Raw genomic sequence first — 12,416 nt, 5'->3', positions numbered from 1 at the left:
CGCCCCGTCTGGACGATTCCCGGACAACGCCAATCAACGCCATCGTGGCCAACATGACCCTGACCCTGACGACCTGGACCCGCCGCCGCGCCACCGCCGTGCTGCTCGCCTTCGCCGCCGGCATGACGCTCGCCCTGCCGGCGCTCGCCGAACGCGCCGACCGCGACAAGCCGCTGGTGCTCGAGGCCGACAACGCCAGCTACGACGACGTCAAGCAGATCTATACGCTGACCGGCAACGTGGTGCTGACCAAGGGGACCATGGTGCTCAAGTCCGATGCCGCCGAGGTCCGCACCGATCCCGAGGGCTACCAGTACGCGGTGGCCACGTCCAAGGGCGGCAAGCAGGCCTATATCCGGCAGAAGCGCGACAACGTCGACGAGTACATCGACGGCTGGGGCGACCGCATCGAATACGACGGCAAGCAGGAAGTGGCCAAGCTGATCGGCAATGCGCGCATGGCGCGGCTGGCGGGCGCCAAGGTGGTCGACGAGATCCGCGGCGCGGTGCTGACCTACGACAGCCGCAACGAGTTCTACACCGCGGCCGGTGGCAGCGGCAACGCGGCGCCGGCGAACCCGTCCGGCCGCGTACGCGCCGTGCTGTCGCCGCGCCAGAGCCAGGGGACCGGCGGCAGTGGCGCCGGCGTGGACCTGAAAGGCTCGCCGACGGCCAAGCCCTGATCGCTTCCCGGGCTTGACGTACCCGCACGCCGCGCACGCCGCGCCACGTACGCTTCGCCACGCCCGCTTCGCATGACGCAGTATCAAAGGATTGCCCACATGTCCGTTGCCGACACCGCTACCGCCACCGCTCCCGCCGCCAACGCCAACACCGCAGCCGGTGCCGGCGCGGGCACGATGCCGGCCACCAGCAACCTGGTGGTGCGTCATCTGAAGAAGCGCTACGGCTCGCGCACCGTGGTCAAGGACGTGTCGCTGGACGTCAAGAGCGGCGAGGTCGTCGGCCTGCTCGGCCCCAATGGCGCGGGCAAGACCACCTCGTTCTACATGATCGTGGGCCTGGTCGCGCTCGACGAAGGCGACATCGTGCTCGACGGCCAGCACATCAGCGGCCTGCCGATCCACGAGCGCGCGCGCATGGGCCTGTCGTACCTGCCGCAGGAAGCGTCGGTGTTCCGCAAGCTCAATGTCGAGCAGAACATCCGCGCGGTGCTGGAACTGCAGCGAGACAACGGCAAGGCGCTGTCCGGCGCCGAGATCGAGCGGCGGCTGGACAGCCTGCTCGACGATCTGCAGATCGCGCACCTGCGCAACAACCCCGCGCTGTCGCTGTCGGGCGGCGAGCGCCGCCGCGTCGAGATCGCACGGGCGCTGGCCTCGGCGCCGCGCTTCATCCTGCTCGACGAACCGTTCGCCGGCGTCGATCCGATCGCGGTCGGCGAGATCCAGCGCATCGTCAGCTTCCTGAAGGCACGCAATATCGGCGTGCTGATCACCGACCACAACGTGCGCGAGACGCTGGGCATCTGCGACCACGCGTACATCATCAGCGAAGGCGCGGTGCTCGCGGCCGGCGAGCCCAAGGACATCATCGCCAATGAATCGGTGCGGCGCGTCTATCTGGGCGAAAACTTCCGCATGTAATGGCGGTTTGGCGCGCGGCCGCCCTCGCACAGAGGGCGGCCGTTTTCGTTTGTGCGCGGGCGATGTATGGATCCTGCACTGGTGATCCATCAGGCAATCGCTTCTGACCACGCAATCGAAACTTCCGATAGCAAATTCCGTTCCATCGCGGCCGAAGTTGCGCATAAAATAGGCCGCATGAAACCGTCGCTACAGCTACGCCTCTCCCAGCATCTGGCCCTGACGCCGCAGCTGCAGCAGTCGATCCGGCTGTTGCAGCTCTCCACGCTGGAACTGCAACAGGAAGTCGAGCAGGCGCTGACCGAGAATCCCCTGCTCGAACGCGAAAACGACTGGATCGAAAGCCCGCTGCGGGTCGCCGCCGACGGGTCGGTCAATGTCCAGACCACCACCACGACCCCGTCTTCCGAGCCGACGGCCCCCGCCGATTCGCGCGCGGATGGCGCCGCGTCCGCCGACGACGGCTATGCCGACGGCGCGGGCGACGATTATGGCGGCGACTGGAGCCTGGACGATTTCGCCCGCCGTCCGCAAAGCGACGAGGACGAGAAAACGCCGCTGCAATTGCGCGATGCCGAGCCCACGCTGCGCGAATATCTGATGGAGCAATTGGCGCCGCTGAAAATCTCCACGCGCGACAAGGGCCTGGCGATTTTCCTGATCGAATCGCTCGACGACGACGGCTACCTGAGCGCCTCGCTCGAGGAAATCCTTTCCGAATTGCCTGAAGAGCTCGAATTCGAGCTCGACGAAGTGCATGCGATGCTGACGCTGCTGCAAAGCTTCGACCCGCCCGGGGTCGGGGCGCGCAACGCGGCCGAATGCCTGTCGCTGCAACTGCGACGCATCGAGCATCCGCAGCGCGAGCTGGCGATGACGATCGTGCGCCATCACCTCGAACTGCTGGCCGCGCGCGATTACACCCGCCTGAAGAAGGCGCTGCAGGTCGACGACATGCAGCTGAAGGCCGCGCACGAGCTGATCCGCTCGCTCGCGCCCTATCCCGGCCACGCCTACAGCCGGCCGGAAGCGGATTTCGTCGTGCCCGACGTGTTCGTGCGCAAGAGCGGCCATAACTGGATCGCCCAGCTCAATCCCGATGTGATGCCGCGGCTGCGCATCAACGACATGTATGCGCAAATCTTGCGCGGTGCAAAAGGCGATACCGGCGCCGCGGGATTGCAGCAGAAACTGCAGGAGGCGCGCTGGCTCATCAAGAATATCCAGCAGCGTTTCGACACCATTTTGCGCGTCGCACAAGCGATCGTGGAGCGGCAAAAGAATTTCTTCACGCACGGTGAAATTGCGATGCGCCCCTTGGTTTTGAGGGAGATAGCCGATACACTGGGTCTACACGAGTCGACCATTTCTCGTGTGACGACCAATAAGTACATGGCCACCCCGATGGGGACATTCGAGCTGAAATATTTCTTTGGCAGCCATGTATCGACCGAAACCGGCGGTGCCGCCTCTTCCACCGCAATCCGTGCGCTGATCAAGCAGTTGATAGGAGCCGAAGACCCCAGAAACCCGTTGTCCGACAGCCGGATTGCCGAACTGCTGGGGGAACAAGGCTTCGTCGTGGCGCGACGTACCGTCGCCAAATACCGTGAAGCCTTGAAGATCCCCGCCGTGAACCTTCGCAAGTCTTTGTAGCCGAGTCGCATCGCCTGCCTGGTGCGGCTCTTTCAGAAGGAGAAGCGCTATGAACTTCAAGATCAGTGGACACCACTTGGACATCACGCCTTCGCTGCGTGAGTACGTGGAAACGAAACTGGAGCGAATCCTCAGGCATTTCGATCAGGTTATTGACGTCAGCGTGCTGCTATCGGTCGACAATCAAAAGGAAAAGGATCGCCGTCAACGCGCGGAAATCAATGTGCATCTGAAGGGCAAGGACATCTTTGTCGAGGCGCACCACGAAGATCTCTATGCGGCGATCGACATGCTGGTCGACAAGCTGGACCGGCAAGTGATCCGCTACAAGGACAAGGTGCAGAGCCACGACCGCGAATCGCTGAAGTACCACAGCTTCGTGGCCAGTCAGGCCCAGCAGTAGCTTGAAGATTCGGCTCGGCCACAACGCCGGCCGGCCTTGAAGTGAGGAAAGAAGCCGTGCCAGGAGCACGGCTTTTTTGCGCCCCGCGTGGACGTTCGAGCGAGGCCGCGGTGCCGCCTCGCCGTGCAACCTATAGGATGAAACCGGGATGGGGTTCCGTCTGGCCGGCTTCCCGGTGTATGCTGTGCAATACATATAGAGAATGCCCGCCCCGTTTCCTTGCGCAATGCCGCTCGGGGCGATCGGCATCGGACGGCAGGGAGCCCCCCTGCACTATAATGTGCCGCACGCTGATAGTCGGGAAGCGGCGGCAACGAACGCACCGCCCAGCAACGGCAGACCGGCCCACGCCGGCAAGAAACCGCATGGCGGCGCCAGTATCAGGAATTCCGCGCATTTCAAATGAACCGTTTGGCCAAACTGCTGCCGCCCGGCAATATCTCGCTCGACGTCAGCGTCACCAGCAAAAAACGCGTGTTCGAACAGGCCGGGCTGCTGTTCGAGAACAACCATGGCGTGGCGCGCGCCACGGTGACCGACAATCTGTTCGCCCGCGAATCGCTCGGCTCGACCGGCCTTGGCGCCGGCGTGGCCATTCCGCATGGCCGCATCAAGGGCCTGAAGCAGCCGCTGGCCGCCTTCATGCGGCTTGCCGAGCCGATTCCGTTCGAATCGCCCGATGGCAAGCCCGTTTCGCTGTTGATCTTCCTGCTGGTGCCCGAACAGGCGACGCAGCAGCATCTCGAAATCCTGTCGGAAATCGCTCAGCTATTGTCCGATCGCGATATGCGTGAAGGCCTCGCCGCTTTGCCGACGCCCGATGCGGTTCACCAGTTGCTGGTGCAATGGCATCCTTGACTCTCTCGGCGTAAGCGGCCGACCGCCGCGCCACCCGCATTCACCACCGCCCCAGCGCCCCGCCTCATCCCGCATGGAACTCACCGGCGTTACCTCCCAGTCGATCTTCGACGACAACGCAGCCGACCTCAAATTGTCCTGGGTGGCCGGGCTGGAGGGCGCCGATCGCGCCTTCGATCTCGACTTCGCACGCGAGGCGACCTCGGCGGCCGACCTGGTCGGCCACTTGAACCTGATTCACCCGAACCGGATCCAGGTGCTCGGCAAGCCGGAGATCACCTACTACCAGCGGCTCGACGACGAAACGCGCAAGCGCCAGATGGGCGAGCTGATCCTGCTCGAGCCGCCCTTCCTGGTCGTGGCCGACGGCATGGAGCCGCCGCCGGACCTGGAACTGCGCTGCACGCGCTCTTCCACGCCGCTGTTCACGACGCCGGTATCCTCGGCCGCGGTCATCGACCATCTGCGGCTGTATCTGTCGCGCATTTCCGCGCCGCGCGTGACCATGCACGGGGTGTTCCTCGATATCCTCGGCATGGGCGTGCTGATCATGGGCGAATCGGGCCTTGGCAAGAGCGAGCTGGGCCTCGAACTGATCTCGCGCGGACACGGCCTGGTCGCCGACGATGCGGTCGATTTCGTGCGTCTTGGCCCCGATTTCGTCGAGGGCCGCTGCCCGCCGCTGCTGCAGAACCTGCTGGAAGTGCGCGGCCTGGGCCTGCTCGACATCAAGACGATCTTTGGCGAAACCGCTGTGCGCCGGAAGATGAAGCTCAAGCTCGTGGTCCAGCTGGTTCGCCGCAACGACGGCGAATTCGAGCGGCTGCCGCTCGATTCGCAATATCTCGACGTGCTGGGCCTGCCGATCCATATGGTGAAGATCCAGGTGGCGGCCGGCCGCAACCTTGCGGTGCTGGTCGAGGCGGCGGTGCGCAATACCATCCTGCGCCTGCGCGGCATCGACACGCTGCGCGATTTCATGGACCGCCAGCGTGCGGCGATGCAGGCCGATGCGGCGTCGCGCGGCCAGGGCCGCCTGCTTTGAGCGTCTGACCGAGCCCGATCCTTCGGCAGCCCGGGCCGCGCCGCAACTGCGCCTTGACGCATCGGCGTGCCGGACACGCCGACAGCGTCAACCTGATTGGGGTTTTCAGCGTTTTGTGCTGTAATGGGCATCACGCCCAGCCTGCGCCGTTGCGCATCCTGCGCTTGGCGACCCGATCCTCAGTCAGGAGATTTCAGCATGAAGACACTGATCGCAACCTGCGTGCTGCTGTGCCCTCTGGTCGCCACGGGCGCCTTTGCCCAGACCGCCTCCGGCAACAGCCAGCAGAGCAAGATGAAGACGTGCAACACGCAGGCGGCCGGCAAGACGGGCGACGAGCGCAAGGCCTTCATGAAGGAATGCCTGTCGGCCAAACCCGCCACCGCCGGCAACTCGCAGCAGCAAAAGATGAAGGCGTGCAATGCGCAGGCGAGCGGCAAGAAGGGCGACGAACGCAAGGCGTTCATGAAGGAATGCCTGTCCGCATGACGGCACACCGAGCCGGCATTGTTCCGGAGCGCCGGAAAGCGAAATAGACGGCGAAACAAGAGTCGGAAAGAAATAAAGGCGAATCGCGCGGCACACGGCGGTTCGCCTTTTTCTTTGCCGGCTCACTACCCATTGCGCGGCTTTCGCACGCTTTCGCCGCCATTTCCGCCGATGGCCGCCTCACGAGCCGCGGATTTCATCGGACCGTCATGACGCAATCATCACGCGATGCTATCCTTCAAGCGTTATGCGCATCGTCCTCATCACCGGCATTTCCGGCTCCGGCAAATCGGTTGCATTGAACGTGCTCGAAGACGCAGGCTACTACTGCGTCGACAACCTGCCCGCGCAGTTCATCCCCGAACTCGCCCGCTACCTTGCGGCCGAGGGCTACACGCATCTGGGTATCGCCACCGATATCCGCAGCCGCGAATCGCTGGCCAGGCTGCCGGAGACGCTGCGGAGCCTGTCGGCCGATCACGAGGTCCGCGTGGTCTTCCTGACCGCCAATACCGATTCGCTGGTGCAGCGCTATTCCGAAACGCGGCGGCGCCATCCGCTGTCGGTGCGGCTGGCTGCGCGCGAGGCGGACGGCGCGCCCGTACCGAACGAGACCCCGCTGGTCGAAGCGATCGAGATGGAACGCGAGCTGCTGAGCCCGCTGGCCGAATCGGCGCATCGCATCGACACCAGCAATGTGCGCACCAATACGCTGCGCGCATGGATCAAGGATTTCATCCGCGACGACAATCTGGAGCTGACACTGCTGTTCACCTCGTTCGGCTTCAAGCACGGCGTGCCGAGCGATGCCGACATGGTGTTCGACGTGCGCTCGCTGCCCAATCCGTATTACGACCTGCAACTGCGGCCCCTGACCGGACGAGATGCACCCGTCATCGATTTCCTGCAGAGCCAGCCGATGGTGCTGGCGATGGCCGAGGACATTCGCGCCTATGTGGAGAAATGGCTGCCGAGCTTCGTCGCGGACAACCGCAGCTATCTGACGGTCGCGATCGGTTGCACCGGCGGCCAGCACCGCTCCGTGTACATCGCGGAAAGACTTGCCAACTACTTCCGCGCGCATGGTAATGTGCTGGTCAGACACCGCGAGCTGGTGCCGGTAGGCTGAACCGGGCAGCGCCAAGGCGGTGGATCCCGGCGGCGGCGCCACCTGCGTGCCCTCGCCCCGTGAGCGAAAGTCTTCTCGGGATCGCATGTCTTCCAGTTCCCCAGCGTCCAATCACGCGGCACCGCTCCACGTCGAAGTCGACAGCCTGCCGCTGTTTCCCCTCCATACCGTGCTGTTTCCCGGCGGCCGGTTGCCGCTGCGCGTATTCGAACCCCGCTATGTCGACATGGTGCGCAATTGCCTGCGCGACAACGCGGCGTTCGGCGTCTGCCTGATCGCCAGCGGCCCCGAGGTCGCGCAGGAAGGCAGCGCCACGGTGCCGGAAGCGGTCGGTTGCCTGGCCGAAATCGTCGACTGCAATATGGAGCAGCTGGGCGTGCTGCTGATCGAGACGCGCGGCAGGCAGCGCTTCCGCGTGCTCGAGCACCATACCCGCGACGACGGCCTGCTGGTCGCGCGCGCCGAGCTGCTGCCCGACGACGTGATCGACTGCAAGCTGGAATTGCTGGGTGAATGCCTGGCGGCACTGCGCCGCATCGTGGCCTCGCTGCATGCGCCGCCGCACAAGCTGCCATTCGCCGAACCGATGCAGTGGGAAGACCCGAGCTGGGTCGCCAACCGGCTATGCGAACTGCTGCCGGTGCCGATGAAGGCCAGGCAGATGCTGATGGCGCTGCCCGACGCCGGCATGCGGATCGAGATCGTGCATCGCTTCATGCGCCAGCATCACATGCTGTAGCGCGCGGCCGCCCCCCGCGGCTGGTGCGAGCCCGTGCGCCCCGCTGCAGGCAGGCGCCGACCAGTACCACTCCTTGCTTCAGAACAATTGCGGCAGTCCCTCGCCGGCCAGCAGCTTGCGCACTGGTGCCGGCATGCCCAGCTCATCGAGCCGGTCCAGCGACAGCCAGCGCCATTGCTCCGCCGCCGCGCCCGTATCGCTTGCATCGCCCGGCCCCACACCGCCCACACCGCCAACACCGCTTCCATCGCGCAACGCCAATGCCGCCATGTCGACCCGCACCGCGCGGATCAGCAGCCGGAAGTGGGTGAAAACGTGCGTCATCTCGGCCACCATCGCGGCGCGGGCCGGGGTGCCGAAGGCCCGCCCGAAGGCAAGCGCATCGCCCTCGGCCTGTTCGGCATCGAACGGCAGCGCCGGCACGGGCAGCTCCGGCAGGCTCCACAATCCGCCCCAGATGCCGCTGTCCGCGCGCAGCCGCAGCAGCACCTCGCGGCCATGCCGCAATACCACCATCACCGTGCTGCGCTCCGGTATCGGCGCACGCGCCTTCGGCGTCGGCAGCACCGCGGTCAGCCCCTCTCGCCGCGCGACGCACAGGTCCGACAGCGGACAGCGCGCCGCGTCTTCGAGACAGGCGGGCTTGCCGCGCGAGCAGACGGTCGCGCCCAGATCCATCAGCCCCTGCGTGTAGGCCACCATGTCCTCGGACTGGCGCGGGCCCGGCGCGGGCAGCGCGGCCTCGGCCATCGCCCACATCCTGTTCTCGATCGCCTTCTCCCCGGGATGGCCGTGCACGCCGAAGCAGCGCGCGAAGACCCGCTTGACGTTGCCGTCGAGAATCGGCGCACGCACGCCCGCGCTGAACGCCGCGATCGCCGCCGCGGTCGAGCGGCCGATGCCGGGCAGCTCCGCCAGCAGGGCCGGATCGCCGGGAAACCGACCGCCGTACTGCTCGACCACCAGCTTGGCGCAGCGGTGCAGATTGCGCGCCCGCGAGTAGTAGCCCAGCCCGGCCCACAGCGCCATCACCTCGTCGGCCGGCGCCTCGGCGAGCGCCTGCACGGTCGGCAGCCGCGCCAGAAAGCGCTGGTAGTAGTCGATCACCGCGCTGACCTGGGTCTGCTGCAGCATGATCTCCGACAGCCAGATCCGGTAGGGATCGCGCGTGTTCTGCCAGGGCAGGTCGTGGCGCCCGTGCCGGCGCTGCCATTGCACGACGCGGGCGCCAAAATCGGACGGCACCTCGGCGGACGGCACCTCGTCGGCGGCGGGATAGGCAGCGGACTCCGTGGTGGCGCGAATGGTGGATCGAGTGGTAGAGCGGCGAGGCATCGATAAGTAGCGAGGGGATCGGCGGTGTTTTTCGAGTCAGGCGCGGCGTGTCGCTCCGCTCAGCGCTGGCATTGCGGGCAATAGAAGGTCGAGCGCTGCCCCTGCACGATCTGCCGGATCGGCGTGGCGCAGTGCCGGCAGGGCTTGCCGGTGCGATCGTAGACCAGGCAGTCGAGCTGGAAATAGCCGCTGGCGCCGTCGCTGCCGACGAAATCGCGCAGCGTGCTGCCGCCGCGCTCGATCGCCAGCGCCAGCGTCTCGCGCACCGCGGCGGCGAGCCGCTCGCAACGCGCACGCGACAGCCGGCCCGCGGCGGTGGTCGGCCGGATGCCGGCGCGGAACAGGCTCTCCGAGCAATAGATGTTGCCGACGCCGACCACGATATCGCCCGACAGCAGCACCGTCTTGATCGCCGCGCTGCGCCCGCGCGTATGGCGATACAGCCAGTCGCCGTCGAAGGCCGGGTCGAACGGCTCGATGCCGAGATTGCGCAGCAACGGATGGGTGGGCAGCAGCGCCTCTGGCAGCGTGGTCCACAGCACCGCGCCAAAGCGGCGCGGGTCGCGGAAACGCAGCGTCAGCGGGCGGCCGGCCGCATCGCGCAGCAGCAGGTCGATATGGTCGTGCGTGCCCGGCGCGGGCGGCTCGTGCCAGACGCGCAGCGTGCCGGTCATGCCGAGGTGGATCAGCAGCCAGCCGGCGTCATCGCCATCAGCCACGCTCCCGGTCACGCCACCAGCAACGCCACCAGCAACGCCACCGGCCACGCCACCGGCAACGCCGTCGGCCACCACCTCCGCCTCGCGCACGCACTCAAGCAGCAGATATTTGCCGCGCCGCTCGACACGCCGGATGACCCGCCCCGGCAGGCAGGCCTCCAGTTCCTCGGGCACCGGCCAGCGCAGGCCGCGATGGCGCACCGCCACCCCGGCGATGCGGCTGCCCTCCAGATGTGGCAGCAGTCCCCGTCGGGTCACCTCGACCTCGGGCAATTCCGGCATCGAACCTCTCCTTTGCGCACGACTCCAAGCGGCAGACGCCATGCCAGCCATGGTGCACCGCAGCCGGGCATTGTAGCGGCACGTTACAATGGCCCTAACTTGTCATATGGCACCACGCGTGCCGGAGTCCCACCCATGCCGGACCGCCTGGACCGCATCTCCGCTCTGCTCCCTTCCCACGCACCGCTTGACGAGCCGCCCGCGCAGACCGCCGCGCGCGGCACGGCACCGGGCCGGCGCCTGCTGCCGCTGCTGGTGGCGGCCCTGGTCGGCGCCGGCGCGCTGACCGGCTGCGCCAGTGCGCGCGATGCCCGGTCGGCCCAGGCCGATGCCCCACGCGCGGAGGCGAAGTCCGACGGCGCCGAAACCGGCCGGCCGATGTTCACGCTGGGCAGCGACGGCGAGCTCGAGCCGACCCCGGCGACGCCGCTGCCGCCGAAGATGCCGCTGCCCGAGCTGCCGCTGACGGCCGACATCATGTACCGCGTGCTGGCCGCCGAGATCTCGATGCAGCGCGGCCTGACGGGCCCGGCCTATCGCACCTACGTGGAACTGGCCCGCTCGACCCGCGACCCACGCTTCGCGCAGCGCGCCACCGAAATCGCCTTCAATGCGCGCGTCCCGCAGCAGGCCCTCGACGGCGCCCGCCTGTGGACCGACCTGGCCCCGACTTCGCCGGCCGCGCGCCAGGTGCTGTCGACCCTGCTGGTGCTCAACGCACGCTGGGAAGAAGCCGAACCGCTGCTGTCGCTGCAACTGAACGGCGTGCCGCCGAGCCATCGGCCCGAGGCCATCCTGCAATTACAGCAGCAACTGTCACGCACCAGCGATCCGGCCGGCGCGGCCGCGCTGCTGCAGCGGCTGGTCGCCAACGACATGCAGTCGGCCGAGACGCGGCTCGCGCTGGCACGGGCCAAGGAAACCGCCGGCGATGTGCCGGGCGCGCTGGCCGAGCTCGACGAAGCGCAGCGCCTGCGTCCCGACTACGAAGCCGCGGCGCTGATGGCGGCCGAGCTGCGCGCCGACAACTCGCCCGAACAGGCGATCGCCGGCCTGAAGCGCTTCCTCGACAAGGCGCCGGCCTCGGTGAACGGCCGCATCACGCTGGCGCGCGTCTATCTGCAGCGCAACGAGATGGACGCGGCCCGGCGCGAGTTCGAGGCGCTGCGCAAGGTCGCGCCCGACGATCCGCGCGTGCCGCTGGCGCTGGGTCTGACCGGGCTGCAGGCGCGCCGCTACGACGAGGCGGAGCGCTATCTGCACGAATATCTGCGGCTGGCCGAAAAGGCCCCGAGTTCCAACCCCGACGTCGCGTACCAATACCTCGCGCAGATCGCCGAGGAGCGCAAGGACTACGCGGGCGCGGTGCAGTGGCTGGACCGGATCGAGGACCAGCGCATGGTGGGGGCGGCATCGGTCAAGCGCGCGCAGATGCTGGGCCGCATGGGCCGGCTCGACGATGCGCAGGCGATCTTCGGCGACATGCTGGCCGATGCCGAGGACATCCCCGATCCCGACCAGCGCGCGCAGCGGATGATGGCGGTACGCCAGGCCGAGGTCGGCATGCTGATGGAAGTCAAGGCCTACGACCGCGCCCGCAAGGTACTGGACGCACGCGTCAAGGCCGAGCCCAGGAATGCCGAATGGCTGTACGAGCTGGCGATGCTCGACGAGCGCGAGAAGCGCTACGACAGCATGGAACGCCGGCTGCGCCAGTTCATCGCGATGCAGCCGGACCAGAAGCAGGGCTACAACGCGCTGGGCTATTCGCTGGCCGATCGCAACATCCGCCTGCAGGAAGCGCTGAAGCTGCTGGAGAAGGCGACCGAGCTGGGCCCCGACGATCCGTACATCATGGACAGCCTGGGCTGGGTCAAATTCCGCCTGGGGCAGTTGCAACCGGCCGCCAAGCTGCTGCGCGACGCCTACGCCAAGGCGCCCGAGGCCGAGATCGCCGCGCATCTGGGCGAGGTGCTGTGGCAGCTCGGCGAGCGCGACGAGGCCCGCAAGACCTGGGAGGAAGGCGTCAAGCTGGACCCGAACAATGAGACGCTGGTCGAAACGCTGCGGCGCTACAACGTGCGATTGGCGCAGTAGCGTCGCCGGCGTGCCGCCCGTACCCGGCAGGCTGTGCCCTTCATCGAGATTCATCGC

At 66.8% G+C, this 12,416-nt stretch carries 12 protein-coding genes; 10 read left to right on the top strand and 2 right to left on the bottom strand.

Annotated elements, in window-relative coordinates; all coding sequences use genetic code 11:
- Positions 1-53 precede the first annotated feature (53 nt).
- The 9 genes from lptA to F1599_RS23335 all read left to right on the top strand — a co-directional run bounded on the left by lptA (position 54) and on the right by F1599_RS23335 (position 7,926).
- The gene (gene lptA / locus F1599_RS23375; RefSeq protein ID WP_149320118.1) at positions 54-683 is read left to right on the top strand and encodes a lipopolysaccharide transport periplasmic protein LptA; all 630 of its coding nucleotides are present in this window, start codon (positions 54-56) and stop codon (positions 681-683) included.
- Positions 684-782: 99 nt separating this feature from the next.
- Positions 783-1,607, top strand: a complete 825-nt coding sequence (gene lptB, locus F1599_RS23370; RefSeq protein WP_149320117.1) for an LPS export ABC transporter ATP-binding protein — start codon at positions 783-785, stop codon at positions 1,605-1,607.
- A 177-nt stretch (positions 1,608-1,784) separates the two neighbouring features.
- Positions 1,785-3,263: an RNA polymerase factor sigma-54 gene (locus F1599_RS23365; RefSeq protein WP_150084715.1), complete on the top strand. Its 1,479-nt coding sequence runs from the start codon at positions 1,785-1,787 to the stop codon at positions 3,261-3,263.
- A gap of 49 nt (positions 3,264-3,312) precedes the next feature.
- On the top strand, positions 3,313-3,666 hold the full coding sequence (gene hpf / locus F1599_RS23360; RefSeq protein WP_149320116.1) for a ribosome hibernation-promoting factor, HPF/YfiA family: 354 nt from the start codon (positions 3,313-3,315) through the stop codon (positions 3,664-3,666).
- Positions 3,667-4,068: 402 nt separating this feature from the next.
- Positions 4,069-4,524 carry a PTS IIA-like nitrogen regulatory protein PtsN gene (gene ptsN / locus F1599_RS23355; RefSeq protein WP_149320115.1) on the top strand — a complete coding sequence of 152 codons (456 nt, stop codon included), beginning with the start codon at positions 4,069-4,071 and terminating at the stop codon, positions 4,522-4,524.
- A gap of 73 nt (positions 4,525-4,597) precedes the next feature.
- On the top strand, positions 4,598-5,569 hold the full coding sequence (gene hprK, locus F1599_RS23350; RefSeq protein WP_006576781.1) for an HPr(Ser) kinase/phosphatase: 972 nt from the start codon (positions 4,598-4,600) through the stop codon (positions 5,567-5,569).
- Positions 5,570-5,767: 198 nt separating this feature from the next.
- Positions 5,768-6,058 (top strand): PsiF family protein, encoded by a 291-nt coding sequence (locus F1599_RS23345; protein ID WP_149320114.1) that lies wholly within the window; start codon positions 5,768-5,770, stop codon positions 6,056-6,058.
- A gap of 247 nt (positions 6,059-6,305) precedes the next feature.
- On the top strand, positions 6,306-7,187 hold the full coding sequence (gene rapZ, locus F1599_RS23340; RefSeq protein WP_149320113.1) for an RNase adapter RapZ: 882 nt from the start codon (positions 6,306-6,308) through the stop codon (positions 7,185-7,187).
- Positions 7,188-7,272: 85 nt separating this feature from the next.
- Positions 7,273-7,926: an LON peptidase substrate-binding domain-containing protein gene (locus tag F1599_RS23335; RefSeq protein WP_150084691.1), complete on the top strand. Its 654-nt coding sequence runs from the start codon at positions 7,273-7,275 to the stop codon at positions 7,924-7,926.
- 78 nt (positions 7,927-8,004) lie between these two features.
- On the opposite strand, the gene mutY is transcribed toward F1599_RS23335, so the two are convergent.
- Together mutY and mutM are read right to left on the bottom strand one after the other, a co-directional pair.
- Entirely contained in the window at positions 8,005-9,261 is a 1,257-nt protein-coding gene (gene mutY, locus F1599_RS23330) for an A/G-specific adenine glycosylase (protein WP_223819845.1), read from the bottom strand.
- 59 nt (positions 9,262-9,320) lie between these two features.
- Positions 9,321-10,262 (bottom strand): bifunctional DNA-formamidopyrimidine glycosylase/DNA-(apurinic or apyrimidinic site) lyase, encoded by a 942-nt coding sequence (mutM, locus tag F1599_RS23325; protein ID WP_150084690.1) that lies wholly within the window; start codon positions 10,260-10,262, stop codon positions 9,321-9,323.
- A gap of 135 nt (positions 10,263-10,397) precedes the next feature.
- On the opposite strand from mutM, the gene F1599_RS23320 reads away from it, so the two are divergent.
- The gene (locus F1599_RS23320; RefSeq protein ID WP_150084689.1) at positions 10,398-12,359 is read left to right on the top strand and encodes a tetratricopeptide repeat protein; all 1,962 of its coding nucleotides are present in this window, start codon (positions 10,398-10,400) and stop codon (positions 12,357-12,359) included.
- The last annotated feature ends 57 nt before the right edge of the window (positions 12,360-12,416 follow it).

The organism is Cupriavidus cauae (assembly GCF_008632125.1).
GTDB lineage: Bacteria > Pseudomonadota > Gammaproteobacteria > Burkholderiales > Burkholderiaceae > Cupriavidus > Cupriavidus cauae.
Note: the sequence above shows the minus strand (reverse complement) of the source record. Positions and strands in the feature narration are given on the sequence as shown.